Here is a 16,805-nt window from a genome sequence, read left to right as displayed (position 1 = left end):
GGCAGCAGGGCTCACGCCCCCAGCAGCCGGGACGCCGTATAGATCAGCAGGCCCGCCAGGGCGCCCACCACCGTGCCGTTGATGCGGATGAACTGGAGGTCCCGGCCGATATGGGCCTCGATCTTGCGGGAGGTGTGCTCCGCGTCCCAGCCCGCCACCGTTTCCGTGATCAGGGCGGTGATCTCGTCCCGATAGGTCGTCACCACATAGACGGCCGCGTCCTCCAGCCAGCCGTCGACCTTCCGGCGCAGCCGCTCGTCCTCCGTCATCCGGGCGCCCAGCGAGAGGATCGAGGCGCGGGTGCGCAGCCGCAGCTCGCTGCGCTCGTCCTCGGCGGCGGCGACGATCATCCCGCGGACCGAGGACCACACCGAGGCGATCACGTCCTGGACCTCGCCGCGCCCCAGCACCTCGGACTTCAGCCGCTCCACCCGGGCCCGGGTGTCCTCGTCGGACTGGAGGTCGCGGGCGAAGTCCGTCAGGAAGCGGTCGACCGCGCCGCGCGCCGGGTGGTCCGGCATGTCGCGCATCTCGGTGACGAAGCGCAGCAGCTCCTTGTAGACGCGCTCGCCGACCTTGCGGTCGACGAAGCGCGGCGTCCAGCCGGGGGCGCCGCCGGTGACGGCGGCCATGACGGAGTCGCTGTGGAGGACGAGCCAGTCGTGGGCCCGGACGCACACCAGGTCGACGACCCGGTGGTGGCCGCCGTCGGCGACGACCTTCTCCAGCGTCGCGCCGATGCCGGGGGCGATCTCGGCGGCGTCCGCGCGCCGGGTGATGGCCTCGCCGACGACCGCCTGGACGTCGGAGTCGCGCAGCACGGTCAAGGCGCCGCGCAGCGCCGTGGCCAGCTCGGCGGTGACCCGGTCGGCGTGCGCGGGGTCGGACAGCCAGGCGCCGAGCCGGGAGCCGATGCCGACGGCCCGCAGCCGCACCCGCACCACGTCGCCGGAGAGGAAGTTCTCGCCGACGAACTCGCCCAGGCTCTGGCCCAGCTGGTCCTTCTTGGTGGGGATGATCGCGGTGTGCGGGATGGGCAGGCCCATGGGCCGCCGGAAGAGCGCGGTGACCGCGAACCAGTCGGCCAGCGCGCCGACCATGCCGGCCTCGGCCGCCGCGGCCACGAACCCGGCCCAGCCGCCCGCGCCCGCGGACTGCGCCCACTTCGCGAGGGCGTACACCAGGGCCACGGTCAGCAGCAGTCCCGTGGCGAGGGCCTTCATCCGGCGCACGCCGCGCCGTTTCTCCTCGTCCGCGGCGCTGTAGGTGAATCCGGCCGCCGGCCCGGGCAGCATCACTCCATCGGCGGCATTCGCGCCGCCCCCGGCGGCAGCCGGCTCCTCTTCATGGAACCGTTTCATCGACACCACCCGTTCCGACTGTCCTCGCTGTGCATTGTCCCTACCGGACGTACTCGGGGAACGGACGAAGAGTTCCCCGCGTCGTTCCCCACGTCCGGCCGTCGCCCGCCGTCGATGTGTCCCCGGGAGTTGTCCGCGATGAACAGGCCACCCCCGTCCCGTGGCGCGGCCCACGCCCTGCTGGCCGCGCTCGTGGCCCTGGTCGTGGCCACCTCGGTGGCGATATTCACCGGCGTGGGCGGGGCGGGCGGCACCGCCGGGGAGGCGCGGCGGTCCCCGCGCCCGGCCGCGCCGGCCGCCGCCGGCCGCTGGATCGGCTCCTGGTCGGCGTCCCCGGCCGCCGCCGAGCCGGGCACGGAGCGCGGCTATCCCGGCAGGTCCATCCGCAACGTCGTCCACACCACGCTCGCCGGCGGCATGGCCCGCGTCCAGCTCTCCAACCTCTTCGGCGGCGCCCCGCTGACCGTCGACCACGCCTCGCTCGCCCTCGCCGCGACCCCCGGCGGCCCAGCGGCCGCGCCGGGCGGCATGCGGGAGCTGACCTTCGGCGGGGAGCGCTCGGTGACCGTCCCGGCCGGGCGGGCCACCTACAGCGACCCGGTCCGCCTCGCCGTCGGCGCCTCGGCGGACCTGCTGATCAGCACGTACGTCTCCCGTCCGGCCGGCCCCGTGACCATCCACCCGCACGCCCGGCAGATCTCCTACCTCGCCCCCGGCGACCGGACGCTGGACGCGGGCGGCGCCGCGTACACGGCGAAGAGCCTGTTCTGGCGCTATGTGACGGCCGTCGACGTCTGGACCGCCGAGGCCACGGGCGCGGTGGTGGCCCTCGGCGACTCCATCACCGACGGCGTCTCCGCCACCATCGGCGCCGACCACCGCTGGACCGATCTCCTCGCCCGCCGGCTGCGCGCCGAGCCCGGCGCCCCGCGCCTGGGCGTCCTCAACCAGGGCATCAGCGGAAATCGCGTCCTGCTCGGCGGAATGGGTGACTCCGCCATGAACAATCCCAGCGCCCTGGACCGCTTCGACCGCGATGTGCTCTCCCGTACGGGCGTACGCGCCGTCGTCATAGAACTCGGCGTCAACGACATCCTGCGCCGCCCCCGCCAGAGCGACCCCGCGCGGATCGCGGCGGGCCTGCGGACGCTGGTCGAGCGGGCGCACACGCGCGGCCTGCGGGTGACGGGCGCGACGCTCTCGCCCTTCGGCGGGCGGACGGGCACCGGGCCGGACCAGGAACTCGTCCGGCAGGGGGTCAACGCCGAGATCCGCTCGGGGCGCGTCTTCGACGACGTCGTCGACTTCGACCGGACCCTGCGCGACCCGGCCGACCCGCAACGGCTCCTCCCGGCCTACGACTGCGGGGACCACCTCCACCCGAACGACGCCGGCTATCTGGCGATGGCCCGGGCCCTGGACCTCGGCACGCTCAAGGGCGAGGCCAGGGCGGCGCTGTGACCGCCGGACGGGCGACTACCCGAGGGCCTTGCCGCCGCCGTCCCGCCGGTCGTCCCACTCCAGCCGCTTCTGCTCGCGCAGCCGCTCCTGTTCGGCCCGGGTCGCCTTGCGCTCCACCCCGACGCCGCCCCACAGCGCGAGCCCGGTGACCCGCACCTTGGGCGAGCCGGGCGTGCCGGAGCCCGTCGCCCGGTCCCCGAAGCCGCCCATGATGCCGATGCCGCGCACCTCCACATCGAGGTCCGGGGGGACGACGACGGCCATGCCGCCCATGAGGGCGAAGCACCGGATGACGGTCTCGCGGTCCTCGAAACGGGCCTCGCGCAGGTCGATCTTCCCGCCGCCCCACATGGTGAACGCGGTGAAGCGCCGCCCCACGGTCCAGCGGCCGGCCCGGCTGAAGCCGCCCCAGATCGCCATCGCCCAGGTGGAGGTGGCGGGCCCGCCGACGCGCTCCGCCCAGCCGCCCCCGCCCGCCGGCACCGGCGCGGCGGCCGCCGGACCGGTGCCCGAGGGCACCGGCAGGTCCCGCACCAGCGGTGTCAGCTCGGCGTGCGTACGGGCCTGGTAGGCGACGTCCAGGCGCTCCTCGAACTCCGCCATGGTCAGCCGGCCCTCGGCGACGGCCTCGCGCAGGACCTCGGCGATCCGTTCGCGCTCCGCGTCGGAGGCCCGCATCTCAGGAAGTTCGCTCATCATGGCGGACAGAGTAGATGCCCCGGCCGGATGCCCACAGCGCGCGTGCGCGGCGGACCGCCCACGCCCGCTACAGCACCGGTCGATCCGGCGGGGGCTTGGGGGTGTCCCCCATCGGATACAGCATCGTCGCGATGACCTGCTCGATGTCCGGTTCCCGCACCGACAGGTCCACCAGCGGATAGCGCTCGGCCACCGCCGCCACGACCGGCGCCGCGCTGTGCGTGGCGGCGAACGCCAGCCACTGGCGCGGCCCCTCGACCCGCACCACCCTGGCACCGGGGACACCGGTGATGGGCGGGAACTCCCGTTCCAGGTCGACGACGAGCGTCCGCTCGCTCTCCCCCTTCGCGTGGAGGCCGTCCAGCCCGCCGTCGTAGACCAGCCGGCCGTGGTCGATGACCATCACCCGCTTGCACAACTGCTCGATGTCGGTCAGGTCATGGGTCGTCAGCAGCACCGTCATCCCGCGCTCGGCGTTGACGTCGCGCAGGAACTCCCGCACCTTGGCCTTGCTCACCACGTCCAGCCCGATGGTCGGCTCGTCGAGGTAGAGCACCTCGGGGTCGTGGAGGAGGGCCGCCGCGATGTCCCCGCGCATCCGCTGCCCCAGCGACAGCTGCCGCACCGGCACGTCCAGCAGCTCCCCGAGGTCGAGGAGCTCCACACAGCGCTCCAGATTGGTCCGGTAACGGGCGTCGGGAATCCGGTACATGCGGCGCACCAGGCCGTAGGAGTCCCGCAGCGGCAGGTCCCACCACAGCGTGGTGCGCTGCCCGAAGACGACCCCGATCCGGCGCGCCAGCCGCGAGCGGTCCCGCGAGGGGTCGATGCCCGCGACCCGCAGCCGGCCCGCGCTGGGCGTCAGGATGCCCGTCAGCATCTTGATCGTGGTGGACTTGCCCGCGCCGTTGGGCCCGATGTAGCCGACCATCTCCCCGCGCGGGACACGGAAGCCGATGCCGTCCACCGCGCGCACCCGGTGCCGCTCCCGCCGCAGGAACCCCGCCCTGCGGCGCACGTCGAAGACCTTCTCGACGCCCTCCAGAACGATGAGATCGTCCATCGCGCCGTCCACCGCGTCATCCACCGCGTCCGTCAACTCCCCGTACTTCGATAGCCCCTGAGCCCCACCCGCCAGGCCAGGCCCGCCAGTACCCAGCACACCAGCGCCACCAGAGGCGACGCGAAGTCCACCCATCCCGGCAGCCCCAGCGGATCGTCCCGTCCCAGCACCCGCAGCGCCGGCAGCCAGTTGACGAAGGCCAGCGGCACCACGAACGTCACCCCGCGCACCAGGTCCTTGGCGAACACCGACGGCGGGTACTGCAGCAGCGTCGTCCCGCCGTAGGTGAACGCGTTCTGCACCTCGGCCGCGTCGACCGCCCGGAACTGGAACGCCGCGCCCACCACGAACAGCGCACCGAAGATCACCGCGCCCGTCGCCAGCATCACCGGCACGAGCAGCACCGCCACCGGCGTCCACGCCACGTCCAGCCGCGACAGCGACCACCCCAGCAGCAGCGCCCCCTGCGTCACCCGGCCCAGCCGGCGCAGCGCGAACTGATCGGCGGCCACCTGCGCCAGGACCGGCGCGGGGCGCGTCAGCAGCGTGTCCATCGTCCCGTCGCGCACCCGCCGCCCGACCCGGTCCAGATTGCCCAGGACGAGATCGGCGAGCCCGAAGGACGTGCTCGTCGTGCCGTAGAGGAAGGCCACTTCCGGCAGCGTGAACCCGCCGAGTACGTCGATGTGGGAGAACATGAAGGCGATCGCGACGAAGTCGAGGGCCGTCGCCACGAAGTTCCCCACGGTCATCATCACGAACGACACGCGGTACGTCATCGTCGACCGAACCCACATCCGCACCACGAGCCCGTAGGCCCGCACCCCGTCACGGGCGTGCGCCCCCCAGCGGGCGAACGGGCCCGCGCTCCCCGCCCCGTACGCCTCCGCCTCAGCCACCCTGGACCACCACCTTCCGGGTGGCCGCCGACTGGAGCGCCCGCCCCGCCAGCAGCAGCGCCACCGCCCACGCCGCCTGGAACCCCAGCGCCCCCGCCAGCCCCGCGCCGGTCCTCCGCTCCAGCAGGACGTCCGCCGGCACCTGCAGCATCGCCGACCACGGCAGCGCCCGCGCGACCTCGCCGAAGACGCCCGGGAAGACGTTGAGCGGCAGCAGCGTCCCGGAGAAGAAGATGCTCAGCAGCGCGAATGCCATGTTGACCCCGGCGCCGTCCAGCAGCCAGAAGGCGCACAGCCCCACCAGATACCGCAGCCCGAAGCTCACCAGCAGCCCCAGGAGGACCGACAGCAGAAAGGCCGGCCAGGCCAAGGACAGGCCCGGCAACGCCAGTTCGAAGCACAGGGCGCCCACGGTCAGCGGGACGACGCCCCGCCCCAGCAGCTGGAAGAAGGCCCGGCCCAGATCGCTCGCCAGCCACCACAGCTGGAGATCGGCGGGCCGGTAGAGGTCCACGGCGATGTCCCCGGAGCGGATCCGCTCCTGCAACTCCTCCTGGAACCCCCCGCCGATCAAACACGCCGCGCCCAGCAGCGCCTGGCTCGTCCACACGAACGTCAGCGCCTGCTCCCGCCCGTAACCGCCCAGGTGGGGACGCTCGTTCCACAGCGCGATATAGGTGTACGCGAGGATGAAGCCGAAGACGGTGTTGGTGAACACCCCGGCGGCCGTGGCCACCCGGTACGTCGCGTGCCGCCGGAAGCCGCTGACCGCGACCGCCGCGTACAACCGCATCCCCGCGTCCCCCCTCCTCGTTGAACCCGGTTGAGCGCCCTCGCCTGCCCCCCGGTCCGGGCCGCGAGCGCTTCGGGCCGCCGCACCCCGAAGCGCAGGAGCCTAGCCGCACACCACGTCCAGGAACCATGGATTTTCACCCCATGGAGTGGTCGGACTGGCCCGAACGGCCCTTCCGGGCCCCTCTACGGTGCGCTGGGCCCTTCCGCCGGAACGCATGATGCGACAGTGTCCTCCGGGCGTACGACGCAGTCCGGACCCGCCCCGAGACGACACCCCTCCGCCGAGGCGGCACAACCCCGGCGGCGGCCGAGGAGTCCCTAAGACATGAGCGACGAGCAGTCACAGCGGCGTCCCGCCGGACGCGGCCACGCGCCGCCGGGCTGGGCCCCCAGGGGCCCGGCGCACGGCGCGCCCCCCGCCGGGCCGGGCGACGGCCCCGGCCGGGGCGGCCGGCCCGGGCACCCCCGCCGGACGGGCTGGCGCAGGCTCGTACCCACCTGGCGGATGGTCCTCGGCGGCTTCCTGCTGATCGTGCTGATCGTCGTCGGCGGCCTGATCGCCGGCTACATGCTCGTGAACATCCCCCCGGCCAACAAGGCCGCCACCGCCGAGAGCAACGTCTTCCTCTACTCCGACGGCTCCCAGCTCGCCCGCGACGGCGAGGTCAACCGCGAGAGCGTGCCGCTCAGCAGGGTCCCCCGGGACGTCCAGCACGCCGTCCTCGCCGCCGAGGACCGCGACTACTACTCCGAGTCCGCCGTCAACCCCGAGGCCATGCTGCGCGCCGCCTGGAACACCGTCACCGGCAAGGGCAAGCAGTCCGGCTCCACCATCACCCAGCAGTACGTCAAGAACTACTACCTGGGCCAGGAACAGACCATCAGCCGCAAGGTGAAGGAATTCTTCATCGCCATCAAGCTGGACCGCGAGGAGAGCAAGAACGACATCCTCGAGGGCTACCTCAACACCAGCTACTTCGGGCGCAACGCCTACGGCATCCAGGCCGCCTCCCAGGCGTACTACAACAAGGATTCGGACAAGCTCACCACCGCCGAGGGCGCCTATCTGGCCACCCTCCTCAACGCCCCCAGCGCCTACGACGTCGGCGCCCACCCCGAGAACAGACCGCGCGCCGAGGCCCGTTGGCGCTACGTCCTCGACGGCATGGTCAAGAAGAAGTGGCTCAGCCCCGCCGACCGGGCCGCGATGACCTTCCCCACCCCCGGCAAGACCAAGCCCCGGCTGAGCATGTCCGGCCAGCGCGGCTATCTCGTCGAGGCCGTCAAGGACTACCTCACCAGCAACAAGATCGTCGACGAGAACACCCTCGCAGCCGGCGGCTACCGCATCACCACCACCATCGAGAAGAAGAAGCAGGAAGCCTTCGTCGCCGCCGTTCGCGACCAGCTGATGAACGAACTCAGCGACAACCGCAAGGTCGACCGCTACGTCCGCGCCGGCGGCGCCTCCATCGACCCCAGGACCGGCAAGGTCGTCGCCCTCTACGGCGGCATCGACTACACCAAGCAGTACGTCAACAACGCCACCCGCCGCGACTACCAGGTCGGCTCCACCTTCAAGCCGTTCGTCTTCACCTCCGCCGTCGACAACCACGCCACCACGCTCACCGGCCAGACCATCACCCCGAACACGGTCTACGACGGCACCAACAAGCGCCCCGTACAAGGCCCCAACGGACCCGTCGGCTACGCCCCCGAGAACGAGGACGGCTACTCCTACCCCCACATCACCGTCACCCGGGCCACCGACCTGTCCGTCAACGCCGTCTACGCGCAGATGGCCCAGGACGTCGGCCCCGGCAAGGTCAAGGAGACCGCCGTCGCCCTCGGCGTCCCCGAGAAGACCCCCGACCTCACCGCCACCCCCTCCATCGCCCTGGGCCCCGCCACCGCCAGCGTCCTGGACATGACCCAGGCCTACGCGACCCTCGCCAACCACGGCAGACACGGCCCGTACACGCTGGTGGAGAAGGTCTCCAAGGGCGGCGAGGAGGTCCAGCTGCCCGACGGCGAGGACACCCGGCAGGCCGTCTCCCGCGAGGCCGCCGACACCACCACGTCCATCCTCCAGAGCGTCGTGGAGGCCGGCACCGGCCGCCGCGCCCAGTCGGCGGGCCGCCCCGCGGCCGGCAAGACGGGCACGGCCGAGGAGGACAAGGCCGCCTGGTTCGCCGGCTACACCCCCGACCTCGCCACCGTCGTCGCCGTGATGGGCCAGGACCCCGACACCGGCGACCAGAAGCCCCTGTACGGCGCCACGGGCGAGGACCGCATCAACGGCGGCGGCTACCCGGCGCAGATCTGGGGCGCCTACACCGCGCAGGCCCTGGAGGGCACCGAGGCCACCGACTTCGACCTGGAGCTGGAGAGCGGCGCCACCCCGCCGACGCTGGAGCCCTCACCGACCTCCGCGCCCCCGTCGCCGACCGGCCCGCCGTCCTTCCCGGTGCCCAGCCTGCCGCCGACGGTCCCGGTTCCCCAGCCGCCCACCCCGCCGGGCTTCCCGACCCCGCCGGGCCCGCCGACCTTCGGCCCACCGGGCGAGGGCAAATCGGACCGCCACGGCGACCTGCTGGGATACGAGTACTGACGGCTCAGTGGCCGGAGGTCGCCTTCAGGCCGACCACGGCCACCAACAACAGAACGATGAAGAAGATCCGCGCGGCGGTCGCCGGCTCACCCAGCACCACCATGCCGAGCACCGCCGCCCCGGCCGCGCCGATACCGACCCATACGCCGTACGCCGTGCCGATCGGCAGCGTCCGCGCGGCCTGGGCCAGCAACAGCATGCTCGCCGCGATGCCCGCGACCGTGAACACGCTCGGCCACAGCCGCGTGAAACCCTCGGTGTACTTCATGCCGATCGACCAGCCGACCTCGAGCAGACCGGCGACAGCGAGCAGAACCCATGCCATGACGGCACCTCCGGTGAAAACGACTCTCCAGGGGTGCGTCGTCTTGTCCTGACCCGGTACGGCGCGTCTCGTCGGGTACGTACGACCGTATCAAAAAGGGTGAACGGGGGCGTCAGAGATACAGCCCCGTGGAGTCCTCCGACCCCTCCAGGCGCTCCGCCGCCACCGCGTGCAGATCCCGCTCGCGCATCAGCACATACGCGACCCCGCGGACCTCCACCTCGGCACGGTCCTCCGGGTCGTACAGCACCCGGTCACCCGGCTCCACCGTGCGTACGCTCTGCCCGACCGCGACGACCTCGGCCCAGGCCAGCCGGCGGCCCACCGCCGCCGTCGCCGGAATGACGATCCCGCCGGTGGACCGGCGCTCGCCCTCGGGAATGTCGGTCCTGACCAGAACCCGGTCGTGGAGCATCCGGATGGGCAGCTTGTCGTGGGTGGTATTCGTACTCACGCCAAGACCGTACCTGTCCGCGGGCGGCACCGAGGCCACTGGGCGGTCATCCGGCCCGAACCGGCCACCGGCCCGCACCACGCCCGGCGCTCGCGGCGACCCGCACCACCGCTAGCGCTTGCGGCGGCCCGTCGCCTCGGCGGTCTTCCCGCCGGACTTCGACGAGGACACCAGCAGACCGATCACACCCACCGCCACCATCGCCACCGGAACGATCCGCTCCAGACGGGGCTCGCCCTTCTCGGTGACAAAACGGGAGCGCACCTCGGTCACGGCCCGGCTCGCCGCCACACAGGCCCGGCCCGCCACATGGTCCACCTTCGAGGTCACCTTCGCCTTGGCATCCCCGATGATCGTGCTCGGGTGCATCCGCACCCCGATCTCGTCGAGCACCACGGCGAGCTCCTGTCGCCGGCGGGCGATGTCCGCCTCGATCTGCGCAGGGGTCCTGGCTTCCGCCACCGCGCTGCCTCCGTCTCGTCGATAAGAATGATGAAGAGTGATGACTACAGTCTGTCAGCTCCCCGGGGCCACCGCCCCGCGGCACCCCCGAACCGTGACCTGGCTACCCTCGGGACCATAACCACCAACTGTCGAGGAGAGCCATGAGCGAGCGACTGACGCCCGGCGACACCGCCCCCGCCTTCACCCTGCCCGACGCGGACGGCAAGCAGGTGTCCCTCGCCGACCACAAGGGCCGCAAGGTCATCGTCTACTTCTACCCCGCCGCCCTCACCCCCGGCTGCACCAAGCAGGCCTGCGACTTCACCGACAACCTCGACTTCCTCGCCGGCCACGGCTACGACGTCATCGGGATCTCCCCCGACAAGCCGGAGAAGCTCGCCAAGTTCCGCGAGAAGGAGGACCTGCGCGTCACCCTCCTCGGCGACCCCGACAAGGAGGTCCTCACCGCCTACGGCGCCTTCGGCGAGAAGAAGCTCTACGGCAAGACCGTCACCGGCGTCATCCGCTCCACCGTCATCGTCGACGAGGACGGAAAGGTCGAGCGCGCCCTCTACAACGTCAAGGCCACCGGCCACGTCGCCAAGATCATCAAGGACCTGGGGCTGTAGCCCCCGGCGCCAGCGCCCCCCGGCACACCGGAAGATCCCCCTCCGGCACGTCCTCGGCCTCCGGCAGGTCGAGGACCGCCTGAGCCCCACCACCCGGCGCCGAACCGAACGCAAGCCGGGCACCCAGCACCGCCGCCTGCCCCACCGCGATCGTCAGCCCCAGACCATGCCCCGTCCCCCGCTCGGGCGCGGCCGTACGGAACCGCCGCGGCCCCTGATCCACCAGACCCGGCGGAAAACCGTCCCCGTGGTCCCGGATCACGATCCGCGTCCCGTCCACAGTGATCTCGATCGGCGGCCGGCCGTGCTTGGCCGCGTTCGCCAGGATGTTCACCAGGATCCGCTCCACCCGGCGGGCATCCGTCGCCACGATCCGGCCCTCGCCGACCACCTCGACCGCCACATCGTCCACCCCCCGCTGACCACGCGCCCGCTTCACGATCCCGCGCACCAGCGACGGCAGCTCCACCGCGTCCAGCTGCGCGCTCTCCACCCCCGCGTCCAGCCGCGAGACCTCCAGCAGATCCTCCACCAGCGCCCGCATCGTCTGCGCCCGCTCCTGCACCATCTCCACCGCCCGCGGATGCGGCAGCAACTCCGCCGACGCCACCAGCCCCGCCACCGGCGTCCGCAACTCATGCGCCACATCCGCCGTGAACTGCCGCTCCGCCGACACCCGCGCCGCCAGCGACATCGCCATCTGGTGCACCGAACGCCCCAGCTCAGCCACCTCGTCCCGGCCACCACCGCCCAGCGCCCCCGCGTCCAGGGTCTCCCCCGCCGCGATCCGCCGCGCCGCCGCCGCGCTCAGCCGCAACCGCCGCGACAACCCCTGCGCCACGAACCACGCCACCACGGCCATCAACGCCACCGTCGCCGCACCCGCCACCACCAGCGCCCTGTCCAGCGCCGTCTGCAACGGATCACGCGCCGGATACGACGCCGAGATCGACAGCACCCGGTCCCCGGCCACCCCCGTCGCCGCCCACACCCGCGGATCCTCACCACCGCTGATGTACGTCCCCGACTGCCCCCGCGCCACCGCCTGCGACAACGTGAACGGCAACGTCGAATCATCCAGCTGCGCCCCCAGCGCCAGCGTCCCGTCCCGCTGATAGATCTGAAGCGCCGAACTCAGCAACCCGTCCTGATACGCCTTCGCCTGCCGGTCGCGCTCCAGCCCCGAAATGTGGTGCACGGCCACACCCAGGACCACCACGGCCAACGCGGTGACAAAAGAGATCGCGAACGCGATCCGGCCACGAATACCCATCACGCGATCGGGAGCACCTCTCGGTGCTCACCGGAAGGGGTGGCACCCGTATAGACGACCTCCAGCGCCGTGAACGCCACCGAGCCGTCGACCTCCTTCGGCCCGTACAGCCGCAGCTTCGCCTGGAACGACTTCGCCGCCGCCCCCGACGCACCCCCCGACACCTGCACGACACCACTGCCGTTCGCGCCGTCCTCCGTATAGGCGTCCCACCGGATACCACTGGCCACCCGGCCCGACGTCGAACAGTCCAACGTGATGATCGTCGGCTCCTGCACCGGCTCGCCCATCCCGCAGTCCCGCACCCCCGGAAGCTCCCGCGCCCCCGAATCCTCCGGCTCCACCTGCGAGTCCTGCCCATCGGCCCCCGACCGCTGCGCCGCCGCGGTCTTCGGCGCCTCGTCCACCATGCTCGCCCGGTCCGTGGCGTTCTCCAGCCACACCCCACCCGTCACCAGCACGGCCACCCCCACCAGGATCGCCACCACCCTGCGCCAGCCCGCCCAGCGGGCCACGGTGCGGTCGGTCATCGGGCTCTCTTCCTCACTCACAGGCGGCTGTTCGTCCACGGGCCTGTCCCCTTCCCCGCTCTGACTGACGGAGAAAAAAGGCCGCGCGTTCCCGTTTCGCCCCACGGACATGTGTGGCGTAACCGATCACGTAACCGATTCGGTGCTCGTGCGTTACTCCATACGAGGCCGCCGCTCGGTGGCCGTACCCAGGGACGCAACCGTCCGAGTCACAGCCTTCGCGGCTCACTCGGCGGGAACGGGGTACGGCCCTCGGCCGTGCCCTCTTCCCGCCGGGGGTCCATGAGGGTGGGAGGGAAACCATGCCGGTCAAGTACACCTATGAGCTGCTCGCCGAGGCGGCGCGCGCCACGTCGTCATACGACGAGGCGGTGCGCTGGTGCGGCGGAAAATCCACGCCGGGCAGCCGGACGTACATCCGCGCCAAGATGGCCGAAGCGGGCATCGACACGTCGCACTTCACCACGGGCCGGGTGCGCCATACCGAGGAAACACTGCGCGAGGTCATCGCGCTGTCCAGAAGCGTGGCCGAGGTCGTCCGCCGCCTCGGCATCAACCCCGTAGGCGGCAACCAGGCGCACATCGGGCGACGGATCGCCGCGCTCGGCATCGACACTTCGCATTTCGTCACTACACGCCCGGCGAGGCGCCCGAAGGTGCCCCTGGAAAGCCGACTCGTTCTGGGGGCGCCATCCGACGGCAGAATCCCCGGCGAGCGGCTGCGGAAGGCGCTGCTGAGGGCAGGCATTCCGGACCGGTGCGCGGAGTGTGACACCGGCACGACATGGAATGGCAAGCCCCTGCGCCTGGAGGTTGATCACATCAATGGCGAGTGGTGGGACAACCGTCCAGGCAACCTCCAGCTCCTCTGCCCCAACTGCCATTCCGTCACAGACACCTATCGCGGGCGCAAGCGCCGGGCTACCGCATGAGCCGCGTCCGTTACACGCGCGACCTGCTTCAGCGCACCGCCGCCGTCTCCACCAGCCTCGTCGACATGATGCGCAGGCTCGAGGCTCCCCTCAGCAGCGGGCCTCGCAGATACCTCCGCGATCGGCTGACGCACTACGGCATCGACACATCCCACTTCGTCGATGAGCCTCTGCCCGGACGTGAGCGCCGGTCCTATCCCAGAGAGGTCCTGGAGAAGGCCGCCGCACACAGCCACAGTGTCCGGCAGATGCTCGAGTACATGGGCGTTCCTCCATACGACAGCTCGTACAGCCACATCTGGAAGAAGCTGGAGGCGTTCGGGATCGACACGTCGCACTTCCAGGGCAGGCGTGGAAACGGGCAGAGACCTCTGTTCCCGCGCGATGATCTGGAGGCGGCTGTCGCTGAGTCGTACAGCCTGGCAGGGGTGCTGCGCGCGCTGGGACGGCCCAACAGCGGATCGGCTCGGATCCTGGTCAAGCGGAGCATTGCCGCGCATGGGGTCCCCACAACCCACTTCATCGGCCAGGGCCATCAACTCGGGCGCCCCTCCCGTAACCGGAAATCCTCAGCCGAGATTCTCCGGCGCCTGGAGGCGGGCTCATCCCGCACTCGGACAATTCTGCTGCGACGGGCGCTGGATGAGAGCGGAGTGGCTCACGCCTGCCAGGAATGCGGTATTGGCGACACCTGGCGCGGCAAGCGATTGGTGCTGGAGATAGACCACATCAACGGCGACCGGCTGGACAACAGGATCGAGAACTTGCGGTACTTGTGCCCGTCCTGCCACAGCCAGACGAGTACGTTCTCGAACCGATCCACCCGCCTGTCGATCTCGTAGCAACCACGGAACGGGACCCAGTACAGTAGGCGCGACGGGCCCGTATCCCAGCTGGCAAGAGGACGCCGGTTTAGATCCGGTGCGTCGTGGGTTCGAGTCCCACCGGGCCCACAGGCATAGGCGAGCCGCCGTCTTGGATTCCAAGGTGGCGGCTCTCGCCGTCTCACCCCAAAAGCTCCCGCACCACCGGCACCAGCCCCCGGAACGCCTTCCCCCGGTGGCTGATCGCGTTCTTCTCCTCCGCCGTCAGCTCCGCGCACGTCCGCGTCTCCCCCAGCGGCTGGAGGATCGGGTCGTACCCGAAGCCGCCCGAACCCGCCGGCTCGTGCCGCAACGTACCCTCCAGGCGGCCCTCGACGACGCGCTCCGTGCCGTCCGGGAGCGCCAGCGCCGCCGCGCACGCGAAGTGGGCGCCCCGGTGCTCCTCCACGATGTCGGAGAGCTGGGCCAGGAGGAGGTCGAGGTTGGCCTTGTCGTCGCCGTGGGTGCCGGCCCAGCGGGCGGAGAAGATGCCGGGGGCGCCGTTCAGGACGTCGACGCAGAGGCCGGAGTCGTCGGCGACGGCGGGGTGGCCGGTGGCCTGGGCCAGGGCGTGGGCCTTGAGGAGGGCGTTCTCGGCGAAGGTGACGCCGGTCTCCTTGACATCGGGGATCTCGGGGTAGGCGTCGGCGCCGACGAGTTCGACGTCGAGGCCGGCGGCGGCGAGGATCGCGCGGAGTTCGGTGACCTTGTTGGCGTTACGGGTGGCGAGGATCAGGCGCTTCATGGTCCCGATTATCCGGGGCCGGTCGTCCCGGGGGCTCCCGCAGGGCCCCCGGGACGACCGGGGAACGGCTACAGCGTGCGGGCCAGGGCCTCGCGCTGGGCCGCGTCCAGGGACGCGCAGCCCGCGACGGCGAGGTCGAGGATGCTGTTGAGCTCGGCGCGGTCGAAGGGCTGGGCCTCCGCCGTGCCCTGGACCTCGACGAAGCGGCCGTCGCCGGTGCAGACGACGTTCATGTCGGTCTCGGCGCGGACGTCCTCCTCGTAGCAGAGGTCGAGGAGGGGGACGCCGTCGACGATGCCGACGCTGACGGCGGAGACGGTGCCGGTGAGCGGCTTGCGGCCGTGCTTGATGAGCTTCTTGCCCTGGGCCCAGGTGATGGCGTCGGCCAGGGCGACGTAGGCGCCGGTGATGGCGGCGGTGCGGGTGCCGCCGTCGGCCTGGAGGACGTCGCAGTCGAGGACGATGGTGTTCTCGCCGAGGGCCTTGAAGTCGATGACGGCGCGCAGGGAGCGGCCGATGAGGCGGGAGATCTCGTGGGTGCGGCCGCCGATCTTGCCGCGGACGGACTCGCGGTCGCCGCGGGTGTTGGTGGAGCGGGGCAGCATCGCGTACTCGGCGGTGACCCAGCCCTCGCCGGAGCCCTTGCGCCAGCGCGGGACGCCCTCGGTGACGCTGGCGGTGCAGAAGACCTTGGTGTCGCCGAAGGAGACGAGGACGGAGCCTTCGGCGTGCTTGCTCCAGCCGCGCTGGATGGTCACGGGGCGGAGCTGGTCGGGGGTACGGCCGTCGATGCGAGACATGCTGCTGAGCCTATAGGGACGGCAGAGGGCCCCGTTCCGGTTGTGGGGACAACCGGGCGGGGCCCTGCGCGAGGAGCGCGTGGCTCAGCTCACAGCGCGGATCGCAGCGCGGATCAGAGCATGTCCTCGATCTCGGCGGCGATCGGGTCGGCGTCGGTGCCGATGACGACCTGGATGGCGGTGCCCATCTTGACGACGCCGTGGGCGCCGGCGGCCTTGAGGGCGGCCTCGTCGACGAGGGAGGCGTCGGCGACCTCGGTGCGGAGACGAGTGATGCAGCCCTCGATCTCTTCGATGTTGTCGATCCCGCCGAGGCCGGCGACGATCTTCTCAGCCTTGCTGGCCATGTGCACTCCTGGTTGTCTCAGCCCCTCGGCGGTATCGCCGACCGGCTTTCACACGGTAACCCACGTATAGCCCAACTATGCGGGCGTTTGTCCGCCATCTCACGAAAGATGGCGACCACCCGGACTGCGTTCCGGGGGGACCCCACCGTTCATAAGTGGTCTACACCAGTATGCCAGCAGCCGGAGGACGCAGATGAGTTCGGTCGCCGCGGCGGCACCCCGGAAGAAGTGGTCACAGGGGCTGTTCCAGGGCCTGCAGAAGATGGGCCGCAGCCTCCAGCTGCCGATCGCGGTGCTGCCGGCGGCCGGCATCCTCAACCGGCTCGGCCAGCCGGACGTCTTCGGCAAGGACGGCCTGGGCTGGACGGACGTGGCCAAGGTGATGGCCGGGGCGGGCGGGGCGCTGCTGGACTCCTCGCTGGGGCTGCCGCTGCTCTTCGCGGTGGGTGTGGCGATCGGGATGGCGAAGAAGGCGGACGGCTCGACGGCGCTGGCGGCGGTGACGGGCTTCCTCGTCTACTACGCGGTGATCCACCAGTTCCCGGAGACGTGTCCGGGCGGGGGCGCCTTCACG

19 protein-coding genes, 1 tRNA gene and 1 riboswitch are annotated in these 16,805 nt (G+C 71.4%); of the genes, 7 read left to right on the top strand and 13 right to left on the bottom strand.

The features are described 5' to 3' along the window. Nucleotides 1-11 precede the first annotated feature (11 nt). Complete coding sequence (locus K6I33_RS06950; protein ID WP_374283667.1) at nucleotides 12-1,361, bottom strand: DUF445 domain-containing protein; 1,350 nt, start codon at nucleotides 1,359-1,361, stop codon at nucleotides 12-14. Nucleotides 1,362-1,499: 138 nt separating this feature from the next. On the opposite strand from K6I33_RS06950, the gene K6I33_RS06945 reads away from it, so the two are divergent. Further along, nucleotides 1,500-2,822: an SGNH/GDSL hydrolase family protein gene (locus K6I33_RS06945; RefSeq protein WP_229348854.1), complete on the top strand. Its 1,323-nt coding sequence runs from the start codon at nucleotides 1,500-1,502 to the stop codon at nucleotides 2,820-2,822. A 15-nt stretch (nucleotides 2,823-2,837) separates the two neighbouring features. On the opposite strand, the gene K6I33_RS06940 is transcribed toward K6I33_RS06945, so the two are convergent. The 4 genes from K6I33_RS06940 to K6I33_RS06925 form a co-directional block, all read right to left on the bottom strand. Continuing rightward, a complete protein-coding gene (locus K6I33_RS06940) occupies nucleotides 2,838-3,521 on the bottom strand; it encodes a DUF1707 domain-containing protein (RefSeq protein WP_229348852.1) in 684 nt (227 codons plus the stop codon). Between the two features lie 67 nt (nucleotides 3,522-3,588). After that, the gene (locus tag K6I33_RS06935) at nucleotides 3,589-4,584 is read right to left on the bottom strand and encodes an ATP-binding cassette domain-containing protein (protein WP_229348874.1); all 996 of its coding nucleotides are present in this window, start codon (nucleotides 4,582-4,584) and stop codon (nucleotides 3,589-3,591) included. A 32-nt stretch (nucleotides 4,585-4,616) separates the two neighbouring features. Continuing rightward, nucleotides 4,617-5,381, bottom strand: a complete 765-nt coding sequence (locus K6I33_RS06930) for an ABC transporter permease (RefSeq protein ID WP_229348872.1) — start codon at nucleotides 5,379-5,381, stop codon at nucleotides 4,617-4,619. Nucleotides 5,382-5,475: 94 nt separating this feature from the next. Next, a complete protein-coding gene (locus K6I33_RS06925; protein WP_229348850.1) occupies nucleotides 5,476-6,276 on the bottom strand; it encodes an ABC-2 family transporter protein in 801 nt (266 codons plus the stop codon). Nucleotides 6,277-6,603: 327 nt separating this feature from the next. On the opposite strand from K6I33_RS06925, the gene K6I33_RS06920 reads away from it, so the two are divergent. Further along, entirely contained in the window at nucleotides 6,604-8,889 is a 2,286-nt protein-coding gene (locus K6I33_RS06920; RefSeq protein WP_229348849.1) for a transglycosylase domain-containing protein, read from the top strand. A 4-nt stretch (nucleotides 8,890-8,893) separates the two neighbouring features. On the opposite strand, the gene K6I33_RS06915 is transcribed toward K6I33_RS06920, so the two are convergent. From K6I33_RS06915 to K6I33_RS06905, 3 genes are all read right to left on the bottom strand, one after another. Continuing rightward, the gene (locus K6I33_RS06915; RefSeq protein ID WP_229348848.1) at nucleotides 8,894-9,214 is read right to left on the bottom strand and encodes a multidrug efflux SMR transporter; all 321 of its coding nucleotides are present in this window, start codon (nucleotides 9,212-9,214) and stop codon (nucleotides 8,894-8,896) included. A 32-nt stretch (nucleotides 9,215-9,246) separates the two neighbouring features. Further along, nucleotides 9,247-9,303: riboswitch (guanidine-III (ykkC-III) riboswitch) on the bottom strand. A 23-nt stretch (nucleotides 9,304-9,326) separates the two neighbouring features. Continuing rightward, complete coding sequence (locus tag K6I33_RS06910; RefSeq protein ID WP_048831771.1) at nucleotides 9,327-9,629, bottom strand: co-chaperone GroES; 303 nt, start codon at nucleotides 9,627-9,629, stop codon at nucleotides 9,327-9,329. Nucleotides 9,630-9,779: 150 nt separating this feature from the next. Then, nucleotides 9,780-10,130: a DUF3618 domain-containing protein gene (locus tag K6I33_RS06905; protein ID WP_229348847.1), complete on the bottom strand. Its 351-nt coding sequence runs from the start codon at nucleotides 10,128-10,130 to the stop codon at nucleotides 9,780-9,782. Nucleotides 10,131-10,273: 143 nt separating this feature from the next. Here K6I33_RS06905 and bcp point away from each other — a divergent pair, with 143 nt between their 5' ends. After that, complete coding sequence (bcp, locus tag K6I33_RS06900; protein WP_229348846.1) at nucleotides 10,274-10,741, top strand: thioredoxin-dependent thiol peroxidase; 468 nt, start codon at nucleotides 10,274-10,276, stop codon at nucleotides 10,739-10,741. Here the strand turns inward: bcp and K6I33_RS06895 are convergent. Both K6I33_RS06895 and K6I33_RS06890 read right to left on the bottom strand, forming a co-directional pair. Further along, the gene (locus K6I33_RS06895; RefSeq protein WP_229348870.1) at nucleotides 10,722-12,014 is read right to left on the bottom strand and encodes a HAMP domain-containing sensor histidine kinase; all 1,293 of its coding nucleotides are present in this window, start codon (nucleotides 12,012-12,014) and stop codon (nucleotides 10,722-10,724) included. The two genes, bcp and K6I33_RS06895, sit on opposite strands and share 20 nt — an antisense overlap. Then, on the bottom strand, nucleotides 12,014-12,544 hold the full coding sequence (locus K6I33_RS06890) for a hypothetical protein (protein WP_229348845.1): 531 nt from the start codon (nucleotides 12,542-12,544) through the stop codon (nucleotides 12,014-12,016). The genes K6I33_RS06895 and K6I33_RS06890 overlap by 1 nt, the downstream gene beginning before the upstream one ends. A gap of 302 nt (nucleotides 12,545-12,846) precedes the next feature. On the opposite strand from K6I33_RS06890, the gene K6I33_RS06885 reads away from it, so the two are divergent. The 3 genes from K6I33_RS06885 to K6I33_RS06875 all read left to right on the top strand — a co-directional run bounded on the left by K6I33_RS06885 (nucleotide 12,847) and on the right by K6I33_RS06875 (nucleotide 14,429). Continuing rightward, entirely contained in the window at nucleotides 12,847-13,476 is a 630-nt protein-coding gene (locus K6I33_RS06885; RefSeq protein WP_229348844.1) for an HNH endonuclease, read from the top strand. Beyond that, nucleotides 13,473-14,318 carry an HNH endonuclease gene (locus tag K6I33_RS06880; RefSeq protein WP_229348842.1) on the top strand — a complete coding sequence of 282 codons (846 nt, stop codon included), beginning with the start codon at nucleotides 13,473-13,475 and terminating at the stop codon, nucleotides 14,316-14,318. The genes K6I33_RS06885 and K6I33_RS06880 overlap by 4 nt, the downstream gene beginning before the upstream one ends. Before the next feature lie 36 nt (nucleotides 14,319-14,354). After that, nucleotides 14,355-14,429, top strand: a tRNA-Leu gene (locus tag K6I33_RS06875). A gap of 52 nt (nucleotides 14,430-14,481) precedes the next feature. Here the strand turns inward: K6I33_RS06875 and rdgB are convergent. The 3 genes from rdgB to K6I33_RS06860 form a co-directional block, all read right to left on the bottom strand. Continuing rightward, on the bottom strand, nucleotides 14,482-15,084 hold the full coding sequence (gene rdgB, locus K6I33_RS06870; RefSeq protein ID WP_229348840.1) for an RdgB/HAM1 family non-canonical purine NTP pyrophosphatase: 603 nt from the start codon (nucleotides 15,082-15,084) through the stop codon (nucleotides 14,482-14,484). A 68-nt stretch (nucleotides 15,085-15,152) separates the two neighbouring features. Then, nucleotides 15,153-15,884, bottom strand: coding sequence for a ribonuclease PH (gene rph / locus K6I33_RS06865; RefSeq protein WP_229348838.1), 732 nt, complete (start codon nucleotides 15,882-15,884; stop codon nucleotides 15,153-15,155). Between the two features lie 113 nt (nucleotides 15,885-15,997). Beyond that, a complete protein-coding gene (locus tag K6I33_RS06860; RefSeq protein ID WP_229348836.1) occupies nucleotides 15,998-16,231 on the bottom strand; it encodes a glucose PTS transporter subunit EIIB in 234 nt (77 codons plus the stop codon). 193 nt (nucleotides 16,232-16,424) lie between these two features. Here K6I33_RS06860 and K6I33_RS06855 point away from each other — a divergent pair. Further along, the coding region (locus tag K6I33_RS06855) for a PTS transporter subunit EIIC (RefSeq protein ID WP_229348834.1) at nucleotides 16,425-16,805 on the top strand (381 nt) is incomplete at its 3' end.

Source organism: Streptomyces sp. UNOB3_S3, from assembly GCF_020740895.1.
In the GTDB taxonomy this organism is placed as follows: domain Bacteria; phylum Actinomycetota; class Actinomycetes; order Streptomycetales; family Streptomycetaceae; genus Streptomyces.
Note: the sequence above shows the minus strand (reverse complement) of the source record. Positions and strands in the feature narration are given on the sequence as shown.

Bases quoted from the DNA above. Each gene is read 5' to 3' on its own strand.
- K6I33_RS06950 (WP_374283667.1), bottom strand. From the start codon at position 1,361: ATGAAACGGTTCCATGAAGAGGAGCCGGCTGCCGCCGGGGGCGGCGCG.
- K6I33_RS06880 (WP_229348842.1), top strand. From the start codon at position 13,473: ATGAGCCGCGTCCGTTACACGCGCGACCTGCTTCAGCGCACCGCCGCC.
- K6I33_RS06920 (WP_229348849.1), top strand. From the start codon at position 6,604: ATGAGCGACGAGCAGTCACAGCGGCGTCCCGCCGGACGCGGCCACGCG.
- K6I33_RS06885 (WP_229348844.1), top strand. From the start codon at position 12,847: ATGCCGGTCAAGTACACCTATGAGCTGCTCGCCGAGGCGGCGCGCGCC.
- K6I33_RS06940 (WP_229348852.1), bottom strand. From the start codon at position 3,521: ATGATGAGCGAACTTCCTGAGATGCGGGCCTCCGACGCGGAGCGCGAA.
- K6I33_RS06925 (WP_229348850.1), bottom strand. From the start codon at position 6,276: ATGCGGTTGTACGCGGCGGTCGCGGTCAGCGGCTTCCGGCGGCACGCG.
- K6I33_RS06935 (WP_229348874.1), bottom strand. From the start codon at position 4,584: ATGGACGATCTCATCGTTCTGGAGGGCGTCGAGAAGGTCTTCGACGTG.
- K6I33_RS06860 (WP_229348836.1), bottom strand. From the start codon at position 16,231: ATGGCCAGCAAGGCTGAGAAGATCGTCGCCGGCCTCGGCGGGATCGAC.
- K6I33_RS06915 (WP_229348848.1), bottom strand. From the start codon at position 9,214: ATGGCATGGGTTCTGCTCGCTGTCGCCGGTCTGCTCGAGGTCGGCTGG.
- bcp (WP_229348846.1), top strand. From the start codon at position 10,274: ATGAGCGAGCGACTGACGCCCGGCGACACCGCCCCCGCCTTCACCCTG.
- rph (WP_229348838.1), bottom strand. From the start codon at position 15,884: ATGTCTCGCATCGACGGCCGTACCCCCGACCAGCTCCGCCCCGTGACC.
- K6I33_RS06890 (WP_229348845.1), bottom strand. From the start codon at position 12,544: ATGACCGACCGCACCGTGGCCCGCTGGGCGGGCTGGCGCAGGGTGGTG.
- rdgB (WP_229348840.1), bottom strand. From the start codon at position 15,084: ATGAAGCGCCTGATCCTCGCCACCCGTAACGCCAACAAGGTCACCGAA.
- K6I33_RS06930 (WP_229348872.1), bottom strand. From the start codon at position 5,381: ATGTGGGTTCGGTCGACGATGACGTACCGCGTGTCGTTCGTGATGATG.
- K6I33_RS06910 (WP_048831771.1), bottom strand. From the start codon at position 9,629: ATGCTCCACGACCGGGTTCTGGTCAGGACCGACATTCCCGAGGGCGAG.
- K6I33_RS06945 (WP_229348854.1), top strand. From the start codon at position 1,500: ATGAACAGGCCACCCCCGTCCCGTGGCGCGGCCCACGCCCTGCTGGCC.
- K6I33_RS06895 (WP_229348870.1), bottom strand. From the start codon at position 12,014: ATGGGTATTCGTGGCCGGATCGCGTTCGCGATCTCTTTTGTCACCGCG.